This is a genomic window from Porphyromonas vaginalis, assembly GCF_958301595.1.
Taxonomy (GTDB): domain Bacteria; phylum Bacteroidota; class Bacteroidia; order Bacteroidales; family Porphyromonadaceae; genus Porphyromonas; species Porphyromonas vaginalis.
On the sequence record NZ_CATQJU010000001.1, the window covers coordinates 1,904,268 to 1,928,209 of the forward strand.

Consider the following 23,942-nt stretch of genomic DNA (forward strand, 5'->3'; position numbering starts at 1 on the left):
ACAGCTTGTATCCCACCGTACCTTTGCAGCGAACTTTATTCACTTAAAAAGATACGGATTATAAGGATGAACAACGCTGTGAATATTTTGCGAGAAGGAAGTATGATGAAAGCCCTGACAAAATTGGGGATACCTATTGTCATCGCAATGCTGATTATGGCAATATACAATGTGGTAGATACTTTTTGGGTTGCACGTCTTGGAACTCTTCCTGTCGCCGCTGTATCGGTTGTTTTCCCTATATCGTTGTTATTTCTTGGGATAGGACTGATGTTCGGTGTCGGAGGCGGAGTGTATATATCCCGTCTGTTGGGAGCGAAACAGGCTGTCAAGGCAAGTCAGGTCGCTTCCGTCTCAGTGATAACCTCTGTGATGTTGGCAGCTCTCATTGCCCTTGTGTGCAATGCGTTCCTGCCAGACATCCTACTTTTCATGGGAGCAAACGAGGAGATGATAAGTTTGGCAGAATCCTACGGCAGGCTTTTTATCATCAGTTGTGTCATAGGGACACTGAATGTGTCCATGTCCAATATCATTGTTTCACAAGGTGCGTCGAAGACATCTGCGTCGGCAATGATCATCGGCTCTATCGTTAATGTTGCATTAGACCCCTTGTTCATATACACTTTCAATTGGGGTGTGGAAGGTGCTGCATGGGCAACTATTCTTTCAAGAATCATCACGACGGCTATTTACATCCGTTTCCTTACGAAAGCAGAGGTAAAAGTATCTCTTGCCTTGTTCGCTCCCACGATAAGAATATACGCAGACATCATTAAGATTGGTATCTCTATGCAATAGTGTCCTAAACGTTTTGCAGGATAAAGAGAAAAGGGTAGGTTTGTAATTGAGAAGAAAAACACAGCTAGTGAGAGCTGTCACAAACCACCCTTTTCAATGGCAAATATAACACTATTCGCACAAGTAATCCGACTCATACCTCGAGAAATCATCCAACGATTAGTCAAGAAGCATGGCACAGACAAGCATGCAAAAGGCTTTAACTCGTGGAGCCATTTGGTGACTATGATCTTCAGCCAATTCTCGAGTAGCGTGTCGCTACGTCAAATCTCAGAGGGGCTACAATCTGCCACGGGCAATCTCAACCACCTAGGTCTATCACGAGCTCCCTCCAAATCCAACATCAGTTACCAAAACGCCAATAGGAGTTCCCAATTCTTCCAAGATGTCTTTTATGCACTCTTCCAATATTTGGGACAGCACGGAGATCTCAAGCAGATAAAGAAACGGCTGAAGGCGAAGGTTTGTCTTCTAGACTCAACCCTAATGTCCCTATGTCTCAGTATGTATGACTGGGCTCTCTATACTCATACGAAAGGAGCCGTCAAGATGCATACAGTGCTTGATTTTGAGACACTTCTGCCTGAATTCGTCTGTATAAGCAATGGCAAGGGAGCCGACAATACGATTGCCAAAAAGCTCCCCTTTGCCCGAGGAACCATCGTTGTAGCTGATCGAATCTACAGCGATACTGAGCTTCTGAATCATTGGGACAGCACAGGTGTGATTTTCATCGTCAGAGGAAGAGACAACATCCAATTTGAGTCAATAAGGGAGAGAGATTTGCCTGATACGACATCTCAAGAGATACTGATAGATGAAGAGGTGAGACTGACAGGTGTAGAGACAGCGAGCAAGTACCCTAAGAAGATTCGTAGAATAGGCATCTACAATGTTCAAGGAGGTTACACGATTGACTTGTATACCAATGACTTTACGCATGCAGCCAGTACTGTTGCAGCGCTATATCGCTCACGTTGGAAGATTGAGATCTTCTTTAGAAACCTCAAGCAAAACCTGCATATCAAGAGTTTTCTGGGAACTTCTCAAAACGCTGTCGAGATTCAGATTTGGACGGCTCTGATTACGATTCTCTTACTTCAATATCTCAAGCGAATAGCAAAACACCCCTGGTGTCTCTCCAATTTAACAGCATCCTTGAGACTCAACACGTTCACCAAAATCGGCCTCTTTCAGTGGATAAATGAGCCGTTTTCACCGCCTCCAGACGAGACCGAAATAGCATAGGGGGGATACCCCCGTTTTTACAGCAAATGTCAAGGGGCGATTGACCCGCTTGACAGCTATCTTACACCCATCGCCCGCAAAAAACGTTTAGGACACTATTGATCTCTATGCTCTTTTTGCAACTACTCCAGACCCTTTCCATCAGTTTGTTGCAGAAAGCCGCTGTGAAATATGGGGCAGAGGCTGTTGCGGCTGTGGGTATCGTCCTGAAAATCGTCACATTGGGAACAAACGTGGTCTTCGGATTTGTAAAAGGACTCCAACCTATGGCAGGCTATAACTACGGGGCAGGCAATTTTCAAAGATTAAAGGAAGCGGTGTGCTGTTCTCTGATACTCACAACCTCGTTTTGTGTGCTCTGGAGTGTTCTTATAGTCATTTTTACCTCTCCTATCATCAGTTGTTTCGGTAAAGACGAAACAATGCAGGAAATAGCAAGAATTGCGCTTAGAGCCAATACGATTATGTTCTTCACTTTCGGATTCCAATTTGTGTATTCCACACTATATATGGCAATCGGAAGAGCAAAGCAAAGTCTTCTGCTAAACATCGGACGGCAAGGTTTGTTTTTTATCCCTATAATATTGCTGCTTCCATCGTATTGGGAACTAAATGGAGTGCTTTATGCACAGCCTATTGCCGACGTCTTTGCAACTTTTATGACACTGTTCTTTGCTGTCCGAATTCATAAGGAGATAGGTCATAAATCACATCTCACAACAGAGAATCTGCAATGTTGAACCATAAAAGATATGATTATGCTAAGACTTATTCAAACGGAAGAATTTAAGACGATAATTTCGTCTTGCTCTACAAATGAACAAGAACAAAAAGCATCGGAGAACTTTATGAAGAGGATCATTGATCTATGTGATGCAGAAGACGACGCTATCTCTTTTTTTCGTATTCTTCGCTATACTCGTTTTCGTTTACAAACTTTGCAAGCGGTGTTTTTGATGGACGGAAAGGGAAAAAAATGTGTCGGAGCTACTATGTGTCATTGATACGGAGTTAAAGTTATTAAAGATGCGGATGCAGGGGCTTCTTTCTACTTTGCCCGTCAAACCAACCGAAAAACTTCGTTGGACAGGTAAAGCAACCGACTTGGTGGAACTACTCTACGCACTTGATACCTGTGACTGTATCAACGATGGTGAAATCGGTATAGAAGAATTGGCAGATGCCTTTTCCGAAATCTTTGGTATAGAAATCAAGAACTGCTACAACGTCTATATGAACATGAAACGCCACAAGGATGATAGCCGCACCTATTTTCTTGATGAACTCCGAGAGGAGCTGAACAAGCGTATGGTGGAGAGTGACCTGAAAGGCGGAAAGTTCAAGAAACGGTAAATCAAAGGGGGTGTCGTTCCCTGAAAATGGTTGACTTATTTTTTTGCTGAAACGGATATCGGTTGACATCGTTTTTGTCGTCAAACTAGAATGAGTTGTCTTGCTTTTCAAATATACTGATTTTAGTTGACTCTGGCAATGTGGGGTAGTTAGATATTGAACTTGAGTCCAGCTGAGATAGCAGGACGAAAACAATGCAGGTCAGAGCCGAAGAGTAGTCGCCCTTGAGCTTTGAGGATGAAGAGCAGATTGTCTGTTAGGAACTGTTCCACTGAGCTATGTATCGCCCCACCATAAGTAAAGCGAGATTGCTCAAGGAGTGTAGCTCCATCGGGTAGCAACCGTTTATCCTCGTTCAGCTCTTCATAACCGCAGAGAGCGGATAGTCCCAAGTAGCCAAAGACATTCTCCAGTGCCATACGGGTGAAACTCTAGTTTCATAGGTAGGAAACTCCAGTTTCATAGGTGGGAAACTGTAGTGCCATAGGTAGGAAACTCCAGTGCCATGGGTAGGAAACTCCAGTGCCACATGGATGGCACTGCCGAGAGCTCCTCGTGAGCGAAAGATTTAGTACCTTTGGGCTAGTGAAATGAGCGAGAGTTCGTCCTTTTGGTTACTCGTATCGCTTTGACACAGCGGACGCCCTCCCGCTTGATCTAAAGGTTCTCGCCAACAACCAACAGCCGTTACCTAAAGGTTAGCCTCCAATATTATTGTACCTTTGTGGCTAGCTATAATTACGACAAACTAGATGGGTATAGATACAGTGGCACTCATGAGTACTCTGATGCGGATCGGGCAGTTGCTCCTAGCGTTGAGTCTCTTGGTCTTTATACATGAGCTAGGGCACTTCCTCTTCGCGCGACTCTTTGGCGTGCGGGTGGATAAGTTTTATCTCTTCTTTGATGTCAAGGGGAAGGCTCTCTGGCGTTATCGTCCTAAGGGTAGCGAGACGGAGTACGGTATCGGCTGGCTCCCCCTTGGGGGCTACTGCAAGATTCACGGCATGATCGACGAGAGCCTCGACACGAAGCAGGTCAAGGAGCCGATGCGTGGCGATGAATTTCGCAGTAAGCCGGCATGGCAACGCTTTTTCATCCTGATCGGTGGGGTGCTCTTTAACTTTGTCCTAGCGCTCCTGATCTATGCGGGCATATCGTACCACTGGGGCGATGTGGAGATGTCTTCACGGTCGGTCACAGCGGGAATGGTCTTCAGTCCAGCGGCTCAGGAGGTAGGCTTCCACGATGGAGACATTATATGGTCTATCGACGGCCAGGAGCGGGATGTGCTGCGTACTGACTTCATGCGTGCGGTGATCGAGGCGAAGGTGGTGACCGTGCAGCGCGATGGTCAGTTGATCGATATAACGATCCCAGACGATATGATGCAGCGTATCTTGCGGGGCAACGAGGGGCTGATGACGATGCAGGTACCCTTTATCGCAGATAGTATCGTGCCAGGCAGTGCGGCTGCCAAGGCGGGGGTGCTGCGTGGCGACAAATTGCTCGCGCTGGACAGCATCCCGATGCCTCACTTGCCGAGTGGGCGTCGATACTTCTACACCCATGCAGGCGAGTGGATTAGCTCTGAGTGGCTTCGTGGCGCTGATACGGTGCAGCTAGCGATACTTCCCGACACGATGGGCGTGATCGGGGTGATGCTCCGTCCGCTGCAAAGTATTTACGAGGTGCAGCAGGTGCACTACTCGCTACCGCAGAGCTTTGTGGTAGGGTGGCACAAGGGAATAGGTACGCTCTCGGGCTATGCGCAGGATATGAAGTATGTCTTCACCCCTGAAGGTGCCTCTTCATTAGGAGGCTTGGTCTCGATGGGTAAGCTTTTCCCCGCACAGTGGGACTGGTTCACCTTCTGGCAAATATGCGCTCTCCTCTCGATCATCTTTGCCTTTATGAATATCATCCCCATCCCAGGATTGGACGGGGGACATCTGCTCTTCGTCATTTGGGAGATGATCACCGGGCGCAAGGTAAAGGACGAAGTGCTGATACGAGCGCAGATGGTGGGGATGCTGCTCCTGATAGCACTGGTGATCTATGCCAATGGCAATGACCTCTTTAAGCTCTTCTGATACGATGCCTAGCGACATAACCTATCCCTCGGACTATCTAGACAAAGTAGGATACTACGACCTACTGGATTTGATTGCCTCGGAGTGTCACAGCTCTATGGGGCGGGAGATGGTGGGTGCACTGACTGCCTCGACGAGTCCAGACGCTATCCGCCACCGCCTGGAGCGTGTGCGGGAGATGAGACACTTGCTGAGCGTCACGATGGAGCTACCCACACGACGTGTCGCTGACCTGCGGGTTACGCTCGGCACGCTACGTGCTGAGGGTAGCTACTTGACGGAGGAGGAGCTGGCGCAGGTAGCTCAGGCGATCGTGAGCTATGAGGCATGGTCGAGGCTCCTGACGAAAGTGCAGGACAATGGGACGGGCGACGTCTCACCGCTCTATCCCAGTCTGTCTCGCCTTGTGGTGGGCAGTGAAGGTCTGAAGGAGATAGCGCAAACGATCTTGCGCAAGCTGGACCCGCATGGACGACTGGTGGACAACGCTTCGCCACGTCTTGCTGAGCTACGCCTAGCCCTACAGCGTGAGGAGCGTGCCATAGCTAAGCTGATGCGAGGCCTGCTCACGGTAGCTCAGGCGGCTGGCTATGTCGAGGAGGATGCACAGGCGACGATGCGCTCGGGGCGTCCCGTCTTGCCGGTGACCGCTATGCACAAGCGTCAGATACCAGGTATCGTGCACGATGAGAGTGCTACGGGCAAGACATTATATATAGAGCCCCTCGAGGTGGTCGAGGCAAACAACCGCATCCGTGAACTGGAGAGCGAGGAGCATCGTGAGGTGATCGAGATCTTGCGTCAGCTTACGGCACCTATTCGGGAGCGTCGTGAGACGTTGTCCCAGCTTTACCTCTCTATGGGGCGCATCGATGCGGTCTGTGCGATAGCACGCTTTGCTGATGAGATGCATTGCTCTATCCCTGAGGTGCGCAACAAGCCAACCATTCAGTGGTACCAGGCGGTCAACCCGATACTCCAGCACACCCTTAGCCAAGAGGGTAAGAGCGTCGTGCCACAAGACATCTTACTACGCTATCCCAACGAACGTATCCTCGTCATCTCGGGGCCTAATGCCGGCGGTAAGTCGGTCTGTCTCAAGACGGTCGGACTCCTTCAGTATATGCTACAGAGTGGCATCCCGATTCCTGTGCACCCCGACTCGGTGGCGGGCGTCTTCAAGCATCTAGCGATAGAGATCGGCGACAACCAGTCTATGGAGGACGATCTGAGTACCTACTCCTCGCATTTGAAGCACATGCGGGCTATGTCGGCCACTTGTGGAGCGAATAGTTTGCTCTTAATCGATGAGTTTGGAGCAGGCACGGAGCCGGAGCTGGGTGGAGCTATAGCGGAGGGACTTTTGGCACTCTTTAATGAGCAGCGGGCGTGGGGCGTCATCACGACGCACTACCGCAACCTCAAGGAGTATGCGACCACGCACAAGGGCATCGTCAATGGTGCCATGCTCTATGATCAGAAGGAGATGAAGCCGCTCTACGAACTCTCCATTGGTCAGCCGGGAAGCTCCTTTGCCCTTGAGATAGCACGTCAGCAAGGGCTGCCGCGCAAGGTGCTCGAGTACGCCACCGAGCTGGTCGGCCAGGAGGTGATCCAGAGCGAGCGTTACGTGCAGGACATCGTACGTGATAAGCAGTACTGGCAGCGCAAGCGCACCGAGATAGAGCATCGAGAGCAGAAGCTCGAGCGTCTGCTCGCAGACTACGAGGCACGTCTGTCGAAGCTCAAGGAGCAGCGGCAGGACCTCCTAACGCAGGCACAGCAAGAGGCGGCCGACCTACTGAACCAGAGCCGTGCTCAGATCGAGCGCACGATCCGTGAGATCAAGGAGAGCCAAGCGGAGCGGCAGCAGACGAAGGAGGCTCGCCAAGCACTCAGTGCCTATGGTGAGCAGTTGGCGCAGGCTGAGACGGTAGAGCAGTCGGGCAGTGTGGAGCGTGAGCTGGAGCGGCTCAAGCGTCGCAAGGAGCGTAAGGAACGCAAGCGCAAGCAGGGCGGTGCTCCAGAGCGTGATGCGCAAAGTTCCTCGCCTGTCAAGCTCTCTGTGCCAAAGCCTCCCAAGGAGGGGGACGAGGTGCGGGTCACGACGATGAATGTGGTGGGCGTCCTCTCTGAGCTCTCGGCCAATAGTGCTACGGTGGTGGTCAATGGACGCATACGTATCACCTGCAAGCCTAATGAGATCGTACGGCTCGGCAGTGAGCGTAAGGAGGAGCAGGCGCAGGCCACTGCGCAACCAGCTCGTACGACCAATGTGGTGGAGCATCTGCATGAGCGTCGGCTGGACTTCTCTGACCGACTCGACGTGAGGGGTATGCGTGCCGCTGAGGCGATCCAAGCGGTTCAATACTTCCTCGACGATGCGATCAGTCTAGGCTTCAACCGTGTGGAGATACTGCACGGCACGGGGACGGGTGCGCTACGGGTCTCTATCCGCGAACTGCTCGACCATTACCCCGGGGTGAGCCACTACCATGATGAAGATGTGCGGTTTGGCGGTGCAGGCATTACAATCGTTCATCTGCAGGGGTAGGGGGCTTCTCTATTTAGCTCTCTTGCTCCTCCTTCCGCTGGCGGGGTGGGCGCAGAGCGACTCGCTCGTGACGGGCGAGCTACCCCTCGAGTGGCTCGTCGAGAGCTTGCCGAGTGACGAACTTGCCGAACTAGAGGAGGACGACTTGCTAGAGCTATTTCCACAAGAGCCAGAGAGGCAAAAGACAAAGGAGCTGCTCGACCTGAACAGGGTCACCCAGCAGGAGTTGCAGGAGCGTTTCCCCTTTCTCACCAGTTACCAGATCTATCAGCTCAGACGCTACCGTGATGAGCGCGGAGGCGAGCTACAATCGGTCTATGACCTCAAGTGGGTCACGGGATGGGATCGTGAGACGATAACTCGTGTGGCACCTTATGTGACGGTGCGTCCTTTTGCTGGGGAGCCTTACGCAAAGCCCTCGACACCCGTCACGGGTGAGGCTTACGTGGCGATGAGTTACCCCAAAGCTTCCGAAGCCGTCTCTGATGCGTGGTACGATCCGCTCAAGCTGCGCTCCGCTATATCGCTCAGACAGAAGGGGCAGTGGCAGGTGGCAGCGCAGTATCAGAGATACCCACAGGAGCTAGCGAAAGATGGCACCTGGCGTTACTTCGCTATGTATGAGCCTCGCCTGGCTTATCTCGACAAGGTGGTAGTCGGACACTTTAAGGTGGGGTGGGGCGCTGGTCTCCTCGCCGCTCGCTCCGTCTGGGCGAGTGCTAGTGCGCTGCCACAGCTCGCTCGTCCTAAGTCGATGCTCTCGCCGTCGCTCAGTGCGTTGCGTGAGCGTACCTTGCGGGGTCTTGCGAGTGAGGGGCATTGGGGCGCATGGCATTACTCCGCTTTTTATTCTTACAGTCGGCTCGATGGCTCGATTGATGAGCGACAAGGCTTGATCGAGGCTATCAGACCCAATATGCGCTACGACACGCCTGAGCGACGAGCCCAGCGTGCAGCTATCCCGATGCAGACGGTGGGGGCACAGCTCGCTTACACGATGCCACGGGCTCTACTTTCGCTACAGACGCTTTACGCCGACTGGATGGGATATGACTTAGCTTTTATGCCTGGTTACAAAGCTCTGGAGAGTGACACCCCGCTGCAGTCGCATTGGCTCACATCGCTTGCCTACCAGTGGCAGAGCCCGTCGCGTCGCTTCGAGCTGCAGGGAGAGCTAGCTACTGAGCGGCTAGAGCATTTGGGCTTCATACAGCACCTGCGCTACCACACCTCTCGGCAGCGAGACCTCGGCGTGACACTATATTATATGTCTCCCCGCTTCGCCTCCTATTATGGTCGCAGCGAAAGCCACTACGCCCGTCTGGGCAACGACATGGGGCTACGTCTCTACGGCACCACGCGCCTGCTAAAGCACTCCACCCTGCGTGCTATGCTGGAGCTATACGAAAGCCTCGAGCCGCGCTACCGCAAGCTCGAGCGCAGTCGTGGACTCCTGACGCGTCTCTACCTCACCACCCGCTACAACAGTCAGCTCGAGCAACTCTGGTACGGGCAGCTAGGACGCTCCAATGAAGAGGCTCTACGCTGGCGACTCAGCAGTACGCTACGTTATAGTCTAGAGCCCCTCTCCCTGCAGCTTGTCGGCACCATCCAGCAGCGTCGCCTAGAGGGACAAGATGAAGCGCAGTGGGGTAGGTCGCTCACGGTTGTAGCGCGCTATCGTACGGGCGTACGCCGTCCTCTGAGCATCGCGCTTTCGGGTCATTACTACCATGCCGATCACGTACGGGTCGCGAGTTACGCTTACTTACCCACCACGCGCTACGCCTTCGGACTATACAGCGCCACGGGTCAAGGCATCGCCACCTCACTCCTCCTGCAGTGGCAGCTAGCACCGCACTGGACCCTCTCAGGCTCCGTGCGCTACGATCGTAACCTAGACGACGGCGTGCCCCGCTGGCGCGCCGACAGCTACCTCGCCTACCGCTTCTGAGTTTCTGTGCGGATTGGGGTGATCCTCTCCGAGACCTTTTTTGTACCTTTGTGGCGGATCTGCGGTGGTCAGCAGGGCGGATGCCTTGATTTTGCCTCCGTAGACTACAGATTGGGAAGGGTAGTGCCCTCCTCGTAACTATTTGCTCTTACTATATTTATCTATTTCATAGAGTGATATGATCAATCGGTCTATCGTACGCATCCGCGTCTTCCAGCAACTTTACCAGTCTATCTCTAGCGGTCGTCTAGATGTGGCACTTGCGGACCAGTCGCTTACGACCTCCCTACGTCACACCTACAACCTCTACTACTACTTATTAGATCTGATACGTGCGCTCGCAGCCTATCAGAGGGAGCTACTAGAGATACGTGAGCGACGCTTCCTCAAGTCGTCGGACGAGGTGACTCCTCGCAGGCTCTCCGATATGACCCTCGTCAAGGAGATCGCGCGCTGTACGGAGATACAGAATCCGCTCGATGAGATGCAGAGGCGCTGGGAGCAGGACGAGCAGTTGCTCCGCACGCTCTACAGCATGGTCGAGGAAGACCCCTCGTACAGTGCTCTGCCTGAAGATGTCTCTACGCTCTCTATGCAGGAGCAGTGTAACTACTGGAGCAATATCCTCAAGCAACTCTTCCGTACGTCGGAGCTCAATGAGCATCTTGCGGCAAGCTCCTTCTACTGGGCTGATGCGACCGCTATCTGCGAGCGTCTAGAGGTCGAGGAGATGCCTCCTGTAGAGCAGGTGGAGGCGACGGTAGAGCGTCTCAAGGGGTCGGACGATTATCGTGTCATCCCCTTTACCAATCAGCCTGTGGTGACGATACAGGACTTTGCGCTGAAGACTTTGCGCCGTGGTGCTAAGGATGGCTTGGAGCTACCGAGCGACTTGCTCCCCATGTTTCACAGTGATCGGGATCGCCTATACGCACATCAGCTGCTCTCGGAGACGCTCTTACATCGTGAGGAGTATGATGAGATGCTGACGCCACGACTAGATAACTGGGAGCAGGATCGTGTCGCTCTGGTTGATATGATCCTGATGGAGATGGCTGTGGCGGAGGCGCTCAGCTGCCCTGACATAGCGCTCGTCGTGACGATCAATGAGTACATCGAGCTGGCCAAGGTGTATGACAACGCTAAGAGTGCCTCCTTTATCAATGCTGTGCTAGACAGACTCTTTAATGACTTGAAGCGTGAGGGCAAGCTCATGAAGTAAAAAGCTTACTCCTACCCAATCCTACGATCATGCAAGTAAGAGGTATGCGTCTGCGGCCGAAGATCATGCACATCTTTATGGTGAGGTCCTTCTTGCCTCTCCTATTGATGACCCTGCTGATCTGCTGGTTTGTCGTCTTGATGCAGTTCCTCTGGCAACATGTCGACGACTTGGTCGGCAAGGGAATGGATGTGGGGGTGCTGCTGGAGGTGATCTTCTACGCTGGGCTCTACGTCTTGCCTACGGCTGTGCCGCTGGGCGTCTTGCTGGCATCGTTGATGACCTTCGGTAATCTCGGTGAGCGACTGGAGCTGCTGGCCATGAAGTCGGCAGGCGTGCCGCTGAGCAAGATCATGAAGCCCCTGGTAATCCTCGTGACTTGTATAGCTTTGGGACTATTCGTCTACCTAGACAGGGGCGTACAGAAGGCAAGCGTGCGAGTATATCAGATACTCTTCTCGGTGCGCTATGCACGTCCTGAGCTGGAGATACCGAAGGGTATCTTCTTCAACGGCATCGATGGCTACAGTATCTATGTAGCGGACAAAGACCCAGCGTCCAGTACCCTCTACAATGTGATGATCTACGACCTCTCAGAGCAACGCACGCCCCGTATCATACTAGCCGATACGGGTCGCTTGCTGATGGACGAGAGTAAGCTTTATCTCATTATGTCGCTCAGGAGTGGTGAGAGCTTTGAGCAGCTCAGCAGTCAGACGACATTGATCCCAGGCAGTCAAGCGTCAGATGAGCGACCCGCTTCCTATATTAAGGAGCACTTTACGGAGAAGGTGATCTTCATCCCCTTTGATGCCAACTTTGAGATGATGGGCGATGACTACCTCAAGTCTCAGTTCGTCGGTAAGAACCTCCGAGAGCTGATTGTCTACAGCGATAGCACCCGCATGGCGACAGACAGCGTGGGGCGTCAGGTGGGGAGCAACGTGCTCTTTGAGATACATACCAAGCTTCCTCCGCCTGTCTCTACGGAGATGGGCTCGACAATGCCTGGTGCTAACCTACAGGCTGCTGCGTGGTTAAAGCAGGATCAACTCTCGCATCGTCCCTTTGCGCCAGTTACGGCTCGTCGGTTGAGCCATGATGAGCTGCTAGGGGCTGAGACTAGTCACGCCTCGCCGCCACCCTATACGATAGATACACTGATGGATAGAGCCTCCGATCAGGAGAAGTTGCTAGGCTACAAGCAGGCTCTAGAGTGGCTCGAGAGCCTCTCCTCGTCGGTGCAGATTGCCGACACTTACTATGACGATGCCGCCTCGGACTACCGCGTCAATGCGCAGGAGATGCACCGCAAGTTCACCTTCCCTGTGGCTTGTCTGCTCTTTTTCTTCGTTGGTGCTCCGCTGGGAGCTATCGTACGTAAGGGAGGCGTGGGTACGCCGATGGTCTTGGCGGTGCTTATCTTCATTATCTACTACGTCATCGACACCTTTGGTCTGAAGATGATTAATAGCGGGCAGATCCCTGTCTGGGCGGGTATGTGGCTGTCGAGTGCCGTGATCCTACCGCTGGGAGCTTTCCTCACTTACAAGGCTTCGAGAGACTCAGCTACGCTCAATGCCGATGCCTACGTGGTCCTCTTCCGTCGCATCTTCCACCCGAACTACTCAAGACAACTGGAGTACAAGGAGATTATCATGCAGCCCGCCACCTCTGAGGAGGTGCTACGTGAGATAGGGCAGCTACAAAGTCAGATGGACGCACTGCTCCATAAGACTTATGCCCAGAGTAGGGGTCTGAGGCTGGATCGTCTGCCCGACTTTGCCAAAGCTTACCAGCAGCTCTACCAGCAGCTAGAGGAGACTGTCGAGACGCTGCACAACTATCCCGACAAGTATATCTTTGCACAGCTCCTGAGCCTACCTATGCTAGGCAAAACCTTTGCAAATCCTCTTTGGCAAAATAGGTTATGTGTCTGGATTTGCATACCTTTGTTACCAGTCTCTTTGTTGGTGATGCTATACCTAGCCATTGCTTTGTGGCGCAACAAGAGACAGCTACATCAGATGCCACCCATATTGAACCATATTGTCAAGCAGATCGAGTCACAGACAGCGTGATCTGCTCCTTATATATAGTATTCCTAGAATATGAACCAAGACTTCAAACTAAACTCCATCGAGGAGGCTATCGAAGATTTCAAAGCGGGCAAGTTTGTCATCGTTGTCGATGACGAGGATCGTGAGAACGAAGGGGACTTCATCACGGCTGCCGAACTGATAACACCCGAGAAGGTCAACTTTATGATGCGCTACGGGCGTGGTGTACTCTGTACGCCTATCTCCGAGGAGCGTGCAGCCCAGCTCGAACTCAATATGCAGGTGCATGAGAATACATCGCTACACGAGACTCCCTTTACCGTTACGGTCGATCTCATCGGTCACGGCTGTACGACTGGAGTCTCGATGTATGATCGTGCCATGACGATCAAAGCTTTAGCAGATCCTAATACCAAGCCGACAGACCTAGCTCGCCCAGGTCATGTCAACCCGCTGCGGGCGCGCAATCGTGGCGTGTTGCGTCGTGCTGGTCATACGGAGGCGGCTATCGACCTAGCGCGTCTCGCTGGTCTGCAGCCTGTCGGTGCGCTCATTGAGATCATTAATGAGGATGGCACCATGGCGCGTCTCCCTCAGCTCGTGGAGATTGCTAAGCAGTGGGATATGAAGATCGTCTCCATCGAGGATCTCATCGCTTACCGTCTCAAGACGGACTGCATCGTCGAGGAGGGTGTGAGAGCTAAGCTTCCGACCGAGTGGGGTATGTTTGACATCATACCATTCCGCCAGAAGAGCAACGGACTAGAGCACATTGCCCTCATCAAGGGTGATATCTCTGCCAATAAGCCTACGCTCGTTCGTATGCACAGCAGTTGCGCTACGGGAGACATCTTCGGTAGTCTGCGCTGCGAGTGCGGAGAGCAGCTGCACAAGGCTATGGAGATCATCGAGCAGGAGGGCGCAGGCGTCATCGTCTACCTCAACCAAGAGGGGCGTGGCATCGGGCTGATGGACAAGATCAAGGCATACAAGCTCCAAGACGAGGGACTTGACACGGTCGATGCTAACCTGCATCTCGGGCATAAGGTGGATGAGCGTGACTACGGTGTCGGTGCTCAGATACTCCGTGCTATTGGTGTGACCGAGATGCGCCTGATGACCAATAATCCAGTCAAGCGCGTCGGCCTCGAGGCTTACGGGCTGAAGGTCGTGGAGACTGTGCCTCTAGAGATCGAGCCCAATCAGTACAATGCCCACTACCTGCATACCAAGAAGGTGCGTATGGGACATGACCTGCACAACGTCAAGTAAACAACGTATAATCAAACCACAATAGAACTATGAAGAAACTCATTCTATCCACCCTGCTACTACTCGGTGTGATGACCTCTGTCTTCGCACAGGAGAAGTATGATCTACGTCTGAACCTCAAGAAGGGACAGACCTTCACCTATCAGGTGACAGCCAACAATCCTATGACTATCTCTATGATGGGTCAGCAGATGGAGATCAAGCAAAACCAAACTGTCACCTATACCTATAAGGTACAGGACGTCAAGGATGGTAACTACCTGATGGAGATCAACATCGATCGTGTCCAAATATCTTCCAGCTCTATGGGGCAGGAGATGAATGTGGATACTGACTCAGAGGCTAAAGACGAAATAACGACTCAGATGCGTAAGATGGTCAATCAGAAGATTACTCAGTGGGTGGACGCTAAGCTTAAGCCCCTAGGAGAGCCTGAGGGCGAGGCGGTAGATGACCTAGTCAAGAAGGGTGTTATCTCTATGGCTATGGTTCCAGCATTCTTCCCCGCAGAGCCGATAGCACAGGGTGAATCCTTCACGGTCAATAGTCCGCTTTTCACAGGCGAAGATGCTAGTACGAAGTACGAGGGTGTCGTCACACTGATAGCTGTATCTGATACAGACTATACATTCCGTGCCAACGGCAAGACGACCGCCACTGTAGAGGGCTTGGTCATTGAGGGCAATGGCATAGACAATATCGTCCTCGACCGCAAGACGGGTATGATCAAGAATACATTCGGTACAGTAGCACTCAAGGGTTCAGGCAACGTGCAGGGTGTCCAGGCAGAGGTCGCCTCAAATACGATCACCTCGATCCGCCTACTCTAACGCTGCGCCACACGCTGCGGGCATCAACGCCCCTCGTCTGTACATAATATAATAAGGAAGGCATCTGCTCCTCGTTTGGGGCAGGTGCCTTCTTCCATTACGCTGCAGGGTTGCCTGTTACAATAATTTAGAACCGACTACATATCAAAACGGCACCGTGTCGGGGAAAAGTGATTTCCACGTGGATATTTCAAAATCTCCACGTGGAGAATAAAAAATTCTTCGGAGGAATCAAATGAAACTTCGGAGGAATGAAATGAAACTTCGGAAGAAATGAATCACGCCCACGTGGAAAAAGAAAAATATCCACGTGGAGATTTGAGATTTCCCACGTGGATATTCGAGAAAGGAGGGAATCGGACGAATTTCCCCGTAAAGATATGTAAATAGAGGTTAGAGGGCTAGAGGCACTAGTGACTCTAGTGCTACTAGTGACTCTAGTAGTTCTAGCCAACAGCCAAAAGCCAACATACGCACTCCCACTTGACACTAGCCGTGACGAAATCCTGTAGGGACGCTCGACCTGAGCGTCCGTTGTGTCAAAGGTTACAGCGTCGTGATATTAATGGGGGCGGACGCCCTCCCACGAGACACTCTCGTGCGTCCGTTCAGGACTCAATCACGGCTAGTATCTAGTCGGAGGGGCAAAGCCCCGAACGACCGATGGATAGGCGAATGTGGTAGCAGGTCGACCCCTTGTGGGTCGGACTAGACGGAGTTTACAGTCCCAGTCCAACCATCCACAAGGAGAGGACACCTTTCTCTAGCTGATCGGCTTAGAGGTGCAGTACGAGTGACCCTATCCCCTCTATGTGGATCAAGTAGTGAGCCCCTTGTTGTAGCTCCTTCTTGTCTATCTCGAGGGATCCGCTAGAGAGCTCGTAGCTCCTGATGAGTTCACCACTCATATTATAGAGGTGTGCGGCAGAGACTCTCTTATTTATAGTACTTAGATCTATTACGATCTGCGCTCCCGCATCACGATAGCTCAGCTTGGGTGTTGTGATCGGATCAATAGATGCCGGGATACCGTTATAGTCATACACTTCGCCCTCACTGTCTTTCTGCATTACCGCATAGTTTTTACTACGGCACAGCTCGACAGCCTCTTCGTGCATGAGGTTGCCCTCCTTGGGGTCTCCTTGTGCATAGACACCAATGAAAGGTCCCATCTGTATATCAGCCTCTGGCAAGTCTTTGGCCATCTGTGCCGTTTGATCGAAGGATAGTTTGTTTCCGTCAATTAGTATGTTGGTCAGTAGAGGTGCGTTTGCAAAGTTGATCTCGGTAACTGAGTAGCAGCACTCTATGGATACGTTTTGGAGTGCAGACATACCCGATATATCGAGTTTGGTCAGCTGCGTAGCACCGAGGTCGAGCGTCTCAAGGCTTTTCAGGTGGTTGACCTTGATCTCTTTGATCGCTGTACTATCTGCTGTAAAGATCATTAGGTCGGGGTTGTTTGATAGATCGATAGAGCTGATTTGCGTGTTCGCACGTAGGCTGAGCGACTTCAGCTTTGGCATCTTCGTCAGATCGATCCCTGTGAGCTTGTTGTTGGCCAATTCAAGGATCTCTAGGTCTTCAGTATTCCCCAGTTTGAGCTGCGAAAGCTTATTGCCCGAGAGCGATATGTTTTCTAGATTATTGCAGTTAGAGAGGTCGATCTTTGGCAGTGCGCAGTCGTATGCTGCGAGGTAGATTAGGTTAGGATTCTTAGATAGATCCAAGGTTGTGAGCATGGGCAAGCCCCCTATGTCTAGTCTAGTCAGATTAGGTGCTCTGGAGACGTCAACCTTGCTCATGTTAGGACAAGATCCAGCACTCAGCTCATTAAGGTTAGGCATACTAGGTAGGACTATCTCAGAGAGGTCGTTGACGAGGACTTGGAGGGTCGTAATAGTGCTAGGGATTTTGTCAAAGTCGATGCTCTTGAGCTCACACGCCATCATCGTGAGTCGTGTGAGAGCTTGGCACTTACTCAGGTCGGGTTGCTCCTCGAGGGGCGTCAGAGAGATGTTGACCTCCTTGATAAAGTCGTTTGGAGTGACTTCGATCTTTTTGGTAATGTCGGTGGGTGTGCTGATACCCTCAAAGTGGCCATAGATCTTGATGACGTTGCCCTTTGCAGGTATGGCACCATCTTGATCTACCTCTGTAGGCTTCTTCTTGCCATAGCCAGCATCAATGTAAGTAGTCTCAAAGTCTTTTTCAGAGCCAGAGAGAGATAGGTGGATAGCCCCCTCTTGGTCACTCTTCCAGTTGGTGTAGATCGTGACTACGGGTAGCTCATTGCTTTGAGCCTTTAGAGGGTTGCTCATTAAGCCGAGCAAGGTCATGAGGCTTAGTAATAAAGGTAGTTTTGCTTTCATAAGAGAATATGGTTGAGGTTATAGTGGTAAAAAAATGGAAAGGCAAAGCAGTACGCAGACCAGCTCAACGACGCCATTGTACCGTTGCTCCTTCTATTGGGCGAAGTTACATTTTTTAGTCGAATGATGCATCATATAGTCAGACTCCCTGATCCCTCAAATCGTTACTCGTGAGAGTTGCGAAGTGGACGCACCTCGCGTTACGCTGTGTAAGTCTAAAGAAAACATTACCTTTGCAATACCATACGAGGCTGTCTATGTCAACAGCCTCATAAGATTGCAAGCGATGCCTGCATGCAGATAGACTTAAGAGACGAGATATGCAATTTAACTACTATTCGGACAACGATGTGTTGATGCCTCCCATCCGGCGGCAGATCGCCAACCGTTGGATGCGCCGCGTATGTGACGAGATGAATCGTACGGTCGGGGAGATCAACTTTCAGTATACTGACGATGAAGGTATCCTGAGGGCAAACAAAGCATTTCTCCAGCATGACTACTACACGGATGTCATCACCTTCCCCAGAGAGAGTGAGCGGGAGGGCGACGATGCAATCTATGGCGACATACTCATCAGCATCGACACGGTTGCGACCAATGCGCAGGAGCTGGGCGTGCAGTTCCAGCAGGAGCTATACCGTGTGATGATACATGGTATCTTGCACCTCTTGGGCATCGATGATCAGACCGACTCCGAGCGGGAGCTGATGCGTATGGCCGAGGATAGAGCACTCATGCAGCTGGTCGAGATGCTGGAGGGACGCGACTACTTCCTTAGTCAGGGCGGGTCGAAGTTCTTCAAGTATGTCGACAAGGTGTGCGCAGACTACCAGGTTGCCAACTAATCTCACCCCACAGCATCATGACATCTTCATCTTCTCTCATCTTAGGTATCGAGAGCTCGTGCGACGATACCTCGGCAGCTGTGCTACGGGGTGGACTACTCTGTAGCAATGTGATCGCAAGTCAAGAGGTACACAGCAAATATGGAGGCGTGGTGCCTGAGCTGGCTTCACGAGCTCATCTGCAAAACATCGTCCCCGTCGTACAGCAAGCGATAGCACGGGCTGGTGTCACGCTGGCCGATCTTGACGCAATTGCCTATACTCGTGGACCCGGTCTTCTCGGGTCACTCATCGTCGGGACAAACTTTGCCAAGGGACTGAGTTTAGCACTCCAGATCCCACTCGTCGAGGTCAACCACCTGCAGGCACACGTCCTCGCACACTTTATTGCTAAGCCTGAGGAGCCACACACACCCCCGCCATTTCCTTACCTCTGCCTACTCGTCTCGGGTGGCAACTCACAGATCGTACAGGTCAATGCACCTGATGATATGCGCATACTGGGTCAGACGATCGATGATGCGGCCGGCGAAGCCTTTGACAAGTGCGCCAAGGTGATGGGACTCGGTTACCCTGGGGGGCCGATCGTCAATAAGCTCGCCAATGAGGGCGACGCGGAGCGCTTTCACTTTAGCAAGCCTCAGGTGCCAGGGCTGGACTACAGCTTTAGCGGGCTGAAGACCTCTTTCCTCTATACGCTACGGGATGAACTGGCCAAGGATGCTGACTTTGTTGCGAAAAACAAAGCGGATCTCTGCGCCTCACTCCAAAAGACGGTCATCGACATCCTCATGAGCAAGCTACTGCGCGCCAGCAAGGAGACAGGCATCAAGCACATCGCTGTGGCTGGTGGTGTCTCGGCCAATACGGGGCTGCGTGACGCTTACCACGCTTATGCCGAGCGCTACGGCTGGCAGGTCTACATACCGCCCTTTGCCTTTACGACAGACAATGCAGCTATGGTTGCCATGGCGGGCACTTTTGCCTATGAGCGAGGAGCCTACGGATCGATAGAGGCCGTCCCCTTTGCCAAGACAACGATCTAACCCACATCTTATGTCCACCCCTCAGACGACAGAAGAGCAGCTACAGCGTCTCATAGCACACTGGCTAGAGCAGCACGAGAGCGTCTCGACCTGCGAGAGCTGTACGGGTGGCTATATAGCGAGCCAGCTGACGTCGCATGCGGGCAGTTCGCACTGGTTCCAAGGCGCCCTCGTGACTTATCAGATAGAGCTCAAGGAGCGACTAGCCTATGTGCCAGCCGCCACCATCGAGCAGTATGGCGTCGTGAGCCGAGAGGTTGCTGAGGCGATGGCTAGTGGAGCGTGTCAAGCTTGTCGTAGCGTCATCGGCATAGCGACCACAGGCGTGGCTGGACCAGCTGGTGGAACGGCTACTACACCCGTCGGGACTGTCTGCATCGCTATAGCGACACCTCAGGGCATCTACTCGGAGCGCTTGCAGCTCACAGGCTCACGGCAAGAGATCGTACGGCAGACCTATTGCGAGGTTATCAATCAGCTCTATCACTTGGAGCTGGAGTAAACCTTTTCATCAACACACTCAAAGAACAGACTACCATGAAGCGACTATACCACACCACATTGCTACTTATCCTAGCACTCTGCTCCTTTGCCCTGACCATGCAAGCTCAGAAGGCTTACGTCGGTCTAGAGTATCAGATGAGCTACAACGACAACTGGGGAGCCAACCGCCCTGTCATCCTGACCGTCTATCCCAATAGCCCCGCAGCACAGGCTGGCCTGCGTGAGGGCGACATCATCGAGGCGATCAATGGACACGAAACCATTAAGATGTCCGAGGAGGATATGATTCGCGAGTTGCAAGGCGAGGGGGAAGTCTCTGACGACTTACTCCTAGTTGTTTCCAACTTTGCTTACCACCGTGTTGTACGTCATCTCAAGCCGACGGCTCAGCCTGCCGATGCACTCACAGAGCGGGACATCGCTCGTGCCTTTGGCATGTACAGCCTAGAGGATGAGTCCGATATATTGATCTCTTACCCCATCAGCACAGGTACGGAGGGCAAGACAGACTTGATCAACTATGAGACCTTTGGCTTCGTGCGCACCAACAAGCAGTACACCAATCGGGATGCGCTCATCGAGCAGCAACTCGCTGAGGAGCTACAAGCTCTAGGGCTGACCTACGATCAGAAGAATCCTGACCTCCTCGTAGATACCTATTATAGTATCACCGAAAACAGTGCCTACGACGCTGCTGCCGCTCGTCGCTCTGCCGTGCAAACGTCGCTACGCATCGACCCCAAGGCGCATAAGCTCGTCGAGCTGCCGATCCTACCGATGGGGAGCGACAAGACGCTGGCGCGCTTCTACTTGAAGTTTGGCGTTACTATATATAGTGGTGTCAACGAGCGCAAGATGCTATGGACGAGCGAAGCCGAGGAGCTGCTCGCTGACGACTATACGCTGACCGACTACACCGCTCTGACGGTGCCAGTGATGCTCTTGCAGTTCCCCTTCACGCGCTACTTCAACTCGCTCGTTGTGCGCTTTGCCACCCATAGGCATCTGTCGCTGGGGATCAACTATCGGGCAAACAACATCTCTACCATCCACTCGCTATCGCTGCACTCACCTGCTGCCGAGGCAGGGCTACGTGCTGGCGATGAGATCGTAGCTATCAACGGCCGCCCTCTAGGCACGGCCGATGAACTCTCTAAGGGTTATCTGGCCTTTGTCAAGAAGAGCATGGCCTGCCGCACGCATGAGCATCCCTTTGCAATCAAAGATGGACCAACCAATTGCCGCTATTGGGACTCGGAGGACTATGCTCGAGTCGCTAAGCTCCTGGACAAGGATAAGTACTTCGGAGGCTTTAGCTACCTCTTTGCTTTCAACCCCTGGATCACGACAGCACCCCGCACGGGTGTCACCATCGACTACCTGCGTGACGGCGTGATGCAGCGTGTCGTCGTAGAGCCTAAGCTGCAAGAGTCTTGCTACGTGACGCTGGAGTAGTACCGCAAAAGCTAATCAGAAGGTCGAGAGTATGTGTGACAAGCCTCATACGCAGCACTGGGTCGATATAGACATCAACGACTACGACTACCCGCTCCCCGACGAGCGTATCGCAGCGCATCCGCTGGCGGAGCGTGACCAGTGTCGCCTCCTCCTGAGCGATGCTACGGGGAGGCTGGAGGACCACACCTTTGCTGAGCTGCCACAGCTGCTCCCGCCTCATGCGCTCCTCATTCGCAACAATACGCGGGTCATCAAGGCGCGCATCTTCTTTGTCAAAGCGACGGGTGCCCGCATCGAGATACTTTGCTTAGACCCCTACAAACCGGTTAGCTACGAGGAGAGTCTTGCCTCGCTCGGATCATGCTCCTGGCACTGCCTCGTGGGCAACTCGAAGAAGTGGCGCCCCGAGCAAACTATTTCCTGTACACTCCCACTAGCTGGCGGACAAACGATCACGCTACAAGCGAGTAGGGAGGCGGAGATGCCAGACGTAGTCACCTTCAGCTGGAGCGACGAGAGCAAAACCTTTGGCGAGATACTAGAGCTGTGCGGTCAGCTACCCATCCCTCCTTACCTCAATCGAGAGACCGAGAGCAGCGACCTCACCGACTATCAGACCGTCTACGCACGCATTGAGGGCTCTGTGGCGGCACCGACGGCGGGGCTACACTTCACGCCAGAGCTTGATGACAGACTCCTAGCCGAGGGACACCGCATCACCGAGCTAACGCTCCATGTCGGTGCCGGCACCTTCCTACCGGTCAAGGGTCGTCAGGTCGCTGACCATCAGATGCACAGCGAGTATTGCAGCGTGCCGACAGCAACGCTGGAGACGCTCCTAGAGCATATTGATAGCTCCTTTGTACCCATTGGCACCACCTCGGTACGCACCTTGGAGAGCCTCTACTGGTTTGCCGTTGCACTGCAGCAAGCAGAGCAGGAGGGTGGGGAAGTGGCAGAGCCCTTTCACCTAGATCAGTGGTATAGCTACCGTATGCGTCAGAGCTGTGGCGCAGCCTTGCCGTCACGTCGTGAGGCGCTGGAACTGTTGCTCCGCTATGCGCGCCACAAGGGGCTTGATCGGCTCACCTTCTCCACGGCATTACTCATTGCCCCAGGCTATCACTATCAGATGGTAGACATCCTGGTGACCAACTTTCACCAACCTAAGAGCACGCTCCTGCTGCTCGTCTCGGCACTCATCGGTCCCCACTGGCGCACGCTCTATGAGCATGCCCTCGCTGATGCGCACTACCGCTTCCTCAGCTATGGCGACGCCTGCTTGCTATATCGACAAGACCTATAAATAGAAATTAAATCATACACACCCTTTCAGCATATCACACTCAAATGAAAGTCATTACAACGGTTGCTGCGCTACAGCAAGAACTCTCTAAGCTACGTCAGGAGAACCCCTCAGCCCGTGTAGGGCTAGTGCCGACTATGGGTGCCCTGCATGCGGGACACCTCAGCCTAGTGGCAGCTGCTAGAAAGCAGTACGACATCGTCGTCGTATCCGTATTTGTCAACCCCACGCAGTTCAACAACCCCGAAGACCTGCGCACCTATCCCCGCAAACCAGAGGAAGATTTAGCGCGTCTAAGTGACGCTCAGGTAGACATCGCCTTCCTGCCCACTGTCGAGGAGATGTATCCCGAGGCGGATACCCGTCAGTTTGACTTCGGCTTCCTCGGAGAGACGATGGAAGGAGCGCATCGCCCAGGACACTTCAACGGAGTAGCACAGATCGTGAGCAAGCTCTTTATGCTCGTGCAGCCCGATGTCGCCTTCTTTGGCGAAAAGGACTTCCAGCAGATAGCTATCGTGCGGGAGATGGTTCGCCAACTCGCTCTGCCCGTAGAGATACACAGCTGTCCCATCATCCGCGAGGCTGACGGACTAGCTCTGAGCAGCCGTAACCTCCTCCTGACCAGCGAGCAGCGTGACGTAGCGCCCCGCATCCACGACACACTTGTAGCTAGCCAAGAGCTCATTCCAGCACACTCGCCACGTGAAGTCGTTGACTTCGTCGTCTCACGCCTCGCAGAGCATCCGCTCCTGCGCCCCGAGTACTACCAGATTGTCGATGGCAAGACCCTTCGTCCCCTCGAGTCGTGGAGCGATAGCAGCGACCCCGTCGGCTGCATCGTCTGCTACTGCGGCGAGGTTCGTCTCATCGACAACATCCACTACGAGACCTCAGTCAACTAGCTGACCAATCTACAAACGTATCGACAGGGGGCGAACCTCGCGAGGTTCGCCCCTATTTCTACTCTTCCTGAAGCTAACCATCAGTGCCACTAGGGTGAAACTGCTCGGAGAGACCA

The 23,942-nt window shown here is 52.8% G+C and carries 16 protein-coding genes and 3 pseudogenes; 17 read left to right on the forward strand and 2 right to left on the reverse strand.

Translation table 11 applies throughout. The annotated features are described in order from the left end of the window. Nucleotides 1-66: 66 nt before the first annotated feature. From Q2J34_RS07395 to Q2J34_RS07410, 4 genes and pseudogenes are all read left to right on the forward strand, one after another. Nucleotides 67-795 (forward strand): annotated as a pseudogene (locus Q2J34_RS07395) (MATE family efflux transporter); the annotation flags it as partial. A 102-nt stretch (nucleotides 796-897) separates the two neighbouring features. After that, on the forward strand, nucleotides 898-2,049 hold the full coding sequence (locus Q2J34_RS07400; RefSeq protein ID WP_300969083.1) for an IS4 family transposase: 1,152 nt from the start codon (nucleotides 898-900) through the stop codon (nucleotides 2,047-2,049). 101 nt (nucleotides 2,050-2,150) lie between these two features. After that, nucleotides 2,151-2,789: pseudogene (locus tag Q2J34_RS07405) on the forward strand (MATE family efflux transporter); the annotation flags it as partial. A 286-nt stretch (nucleotides 2,790-3,075) separates the two neighbouring features. Then, nucleotides 3,076-3,402, forward strand: coding sequence for an RteC domain-containing protein (locus tag Q2J34_RS07410; RefSeq protein ID WP_298887511.1), 327 nt, complete (start codon nucleotides 3,076-3,078; stop codon nucleotides 3,400-3,402). Nucleotides 3,403-3,551: 149 nt separating this feature from the next. Here Q2J34_RS07410 and Q2J34_RS07415 read toward each other — a convergent pair. Beyond that, nucleotides 3,552-3,812: pseudogene (locus tag Q2J34_RS07415) on the reverse strand (conjugal transfer protein TraO); the annotation flags it as partial. A 342-nt stretch (nucleotides 3,813-4,154) separates the two neighbouring features. Here Q2J34_RS07415 and rseP point away from each other — a divergent pair. From rseP to Q2J34_RS07450, 7 genes are all read left to right on the forward strand, one after another. Continuing rightward, complete coding sequence (gene rseP / locus Q2J34_RS07420; protein ID WP_298887509.1) at nucleotides 4,155-5,495, forward strand: RIP metalloprotease RseP; 1,341 nt, start codon at nucleotides 4,155-4,157, stop codon at nucleotides 5,493-5,495. A 4-nt stretch (nucleotides 5,496-5,499) separates the two neighbouring features. After that, entirely contained in the window at nucleotides 5,500-8,049 is a 2,550-nt protein-coding gene (locus tag Q2J34_RS07425) for an endonuclease MutS2 (RefSeq protein WP_479692274.1), read from the forward strand. Next, nucleotides 7,991-10,003 carry a transporter gene (locus tag Q2J34_RS07430; RefSeq protein ID WP_298887503.1) on the forward strand — a complete coding sequence of 671 codons (2,013 nt, stop codon included), beginning with the start codon at nucleotides 7,991-7,993 and terminating at the stop codon, nucleotides 10,001-10,003. Before Q2J34_RS07425 ends, Q2J34_RS07430 begins: the two co-directional genes overlap by 59 nt. Before the next feature lie 178 nt (nucleotides 10,004-10,181). Further along, a complete protein-coding gene (gene nusB, locus Q2J34_RS07435) occupies nucleotides 10,182-11,225 on the forward strand; it encodes a transcription antitermination factor NusB (protein WP_298887500.1) in 1,044 nt (347 codons plus the stop codon). Nucleotides 11,226-11,254: 29 nt separating this feature from the next. After that, nucleotides 11,255-13,306: an LptF/LptG family permease gene (locus Q2J34_RS07440; protein ID WP_298887498.1), complete on the forward strand. Its 2,052-nt coding sequence runs from the start codon at nucleotides 11,255-11,257 to the stop codon at nucleotides 13,304-13,306. 30 nt (nucleotides 13,307-13,336) lie between these two features. Further along, nucleotides 13,337-14,557, forward strand: a complete 1,221-nt coding sequence (locus tag Q2J34_RS07445; RefSeq protein ID WP_298887495.1) for a bifunctional 3,4-dihydroxy-2-butanone-4-phosphate synthase/GTP cyclohydrolase II — start codon at nucleotides 13,337-13,339, stop codon at nucleotides 14,555-14,557. A 29-nt stretch (nucleotides 14,558-14,586) separates the two neighbouring features. Continuing rightward, a complete protein-coding gene (locus Q2J34_RS07450; RefSeq protein ID WP_298887491.1) occupies nucleotides 14,587-15,387 on the forward strand; it encodes a hypothetical protein in 801 nt (266 codons plus the stop codon). Nucleotides 15,388-16,163: 776 nt separating this feature from the next. On the opposite strand, the gene Q2J34_RS07455 is transcribed toward Q2J34_RS07450, so the two are convergent. Beyond that, nucleotides 16,164-17,759: a leucine-rich repeat domain-containing protein gene (locus tag Q2J34_RS07455; RefSeq protein WP_298887488.1), complete on the reverse strand. Its 1,596-nt coding sequence runs from the start codon at nucleotides 17,757-17,759 to the stop codon at nucleotides 16,164-16,166. Between the two features lie 320 nt (nucleotides 17,760-18,079). Between Q2J34_RS07455 and ybeY the strand changes: the two genes are divergently transcribed. The 6 genes from ybeY to panC are packed head-to-tail and all read left to right on the forward strand — an operon-like array spanning nucleotide 18,080 to nucleotide 23,826. Continuing rightward, nucleotides 18,080-18,607: an rRNA maturation RNase YbeY gene (gene ybeY, locus Q2J34_RS07460; RefSeq protein ID WP_298887485.1), complete on the forward strand. Its 528-nt coding sequence runs from the start codon at nucleotides 18,080-18,082 to the stop codon at nucleotides 18,605-18,607. A 17-nt stretch (nucleotides 18,608-18,624) separates the two neighbouring features. Continuing rightward, nucleotides 18,625-19,653: a tRNA (adenosine(37)-N6)-threonylcarbamoyltransferase complex transferase subunit TsaD gene (tsaD, locus tag Q2J34_RS07465; protein ID WP_298887482.1), complete on the forward strand. Its 1,029-nt coding sequence runs from the start codon at nucleotides 18,625-18,627 to the stop codon at nucleotides 19,651-19,653. 10 nt (nucleotides 19,654-19,663) lie between these two features. Then, nucleotides 19,664-20,155 (forward strand): CinA family protein, encoded by a 492-nt coding sequence (locus Q2J34_RS07470; RefSeq protein ID WP_298887479.1) that lies wholly within the window; start codon nucleotides 19,664-19,666, stop codon nucleotides 20,153-20,155. A 35-nt stretch (nucleotides 20,156-20,190) separates the two neighbouring features. Further along, nucleotides 20,191-21,612, forward strand: a complete 1,422-nt coding sequence (locus Q2J34_RS07475) for a PDZ domain-containing protein (protein WP_298887476.1) — start codon at nucleotides 20,191-20,193, stop codon at nucleotides 21,610-21,612. 31 nt (nucleotides 21,613-21,643) lie between these two features. Beyond that, nucleotides 21,644-22,921, forward strand: coding sequence for an S-adenosylmethionine:tRNA ribosyltransferase-isomerase (locus Q2J34_RS07480; RefSeq protein ID WP_298887473.1), 1,278 nt, complete (start codon nucleotides 21,644-21,646; stop codon nucleotides 22,919-22,921). Between the two features lie 44 nt (nucleotides 22,922-22,965). Beyond that, nucleotides 22,966-23,826, forward strand: coding sequence for a pantoate--beta-alanine ligase (gene panC, locus Q2J34_RS07485; RefSeq protein WP_298887470.1), 861 nt, complete (start codon nucleotides 22,966-22,968; stop codon nucleotides 23,824-23,826). Nucleotides 23,827-23,942 lie beyond the last annotated feature (116 nt).

Bases quoted from the DNA above. Each gene is read 5' to 3' on its own strand.
- rseP (WP_298887509.1), top strand. From the start codon at position 4,155: ATGGGTATAGATACAGTGGCACTCATGAGTACTCTGATGCGGATCGGG.
- Q2J34_RS07445 (WP_298887495.1), top strand. From the start codon at position 13,337: ATGAACCAAGACTTCAAACTAAACTCCATCGAGGAGGCTATCGAAGAT.
- tsaD (WP_298887482.1), top strand. From the start codon at position 18,625: ATGACATCTTCATCTTCTCTCATCTTAGGTATCGAGAGCTCGTGCGAC.
- Q2J34_RS07400 (WP_300969083.1), top strand. From the start codon at position 898: ATGGCAAATATAACACTATTCGCACAAGTAATCCGACTCATACCTCGA.
- nusB (WP_298887500.1), top strand. From the start codon at position 10,182: ATGATCAATCGGTCTATCGTACGCATCCGCGTCTTCCAGCAACTTTAC.
- Q2J34_RS07440 (WP_298887498.1), top strand. From the start codon at position 11,255: ATGCAAGTAAGAGGTATGCGTCTGCGGCCGAAGATCATGCACATCTTT.
- Q2J34_RS07480 (WP_298887473.1), top strand. From the start codon at position 21,644: ATGTGTGACAAGCCTCATACGCAGCACTGGGTCGATATAGACATCAAC.
- Q2J34_RS07470 (WP_298887479.1), top strand. From the start codon at position 19,664: ATGTCCACCCCTCAGACGACAGAAGAGCAGCTACAGCGTCTCATAGCA.
- Q2J34_RS07425 (WP_479692274.1), top strand. From the start codon at position 5,500: ATGCCTAGCGACATAACCTATCCCTCGGACTATCTAGACAAAGTAGGA.
- ybeY (WP_298887485.1), top strand. From the start codon at position 18,080: ATGCAATTTAACTACTATTCGGACAACGATGTGTTGATGCCTCCCATC.
- Q2J34_RS07450 (WP_298887491.1), top strand. From the start codon at position 14,587: ATGAAGAAACTCATTCTATCCACCCTGCTACTACTCGGTGTGATGACC.
- Q2J34_RS07430 (WP_298887503.1), top strand. From the start codon at position 7,991: ATGATGAAGATGTGCGGTTTGGCGGTGCAGGCATTACAATCGTTCATC.
- Q2J34_RS07410 (WP_298887511.1), top strand. From the start codon at position 3,076: ATGCGGATGCAGGGGCTTCTTTCTACTTTGCCCGTCAAACCAACCGAA.
- panC (WP_298887470.1), top strand. From the start codon at position 22,966: ATGAAAGTCATTACAACGGTTGCTGCGCTACAGCAAGAACTCTCTAAG.
- Q2J34_RS07455 (WP_298887488.1), bottom strand. From the start codon at position 17,759: ATGAAAGCAAAACTACCTTTATTACTAAGCCTCATGACCTTGCTCGGC.
- Q2J34_RS07475 (WP_298887476.1), top strand. From the start codon at position 20,191: ATGAAGCGACTATACCACACCACATTGCTACTTATCCTAGCACTCTGC.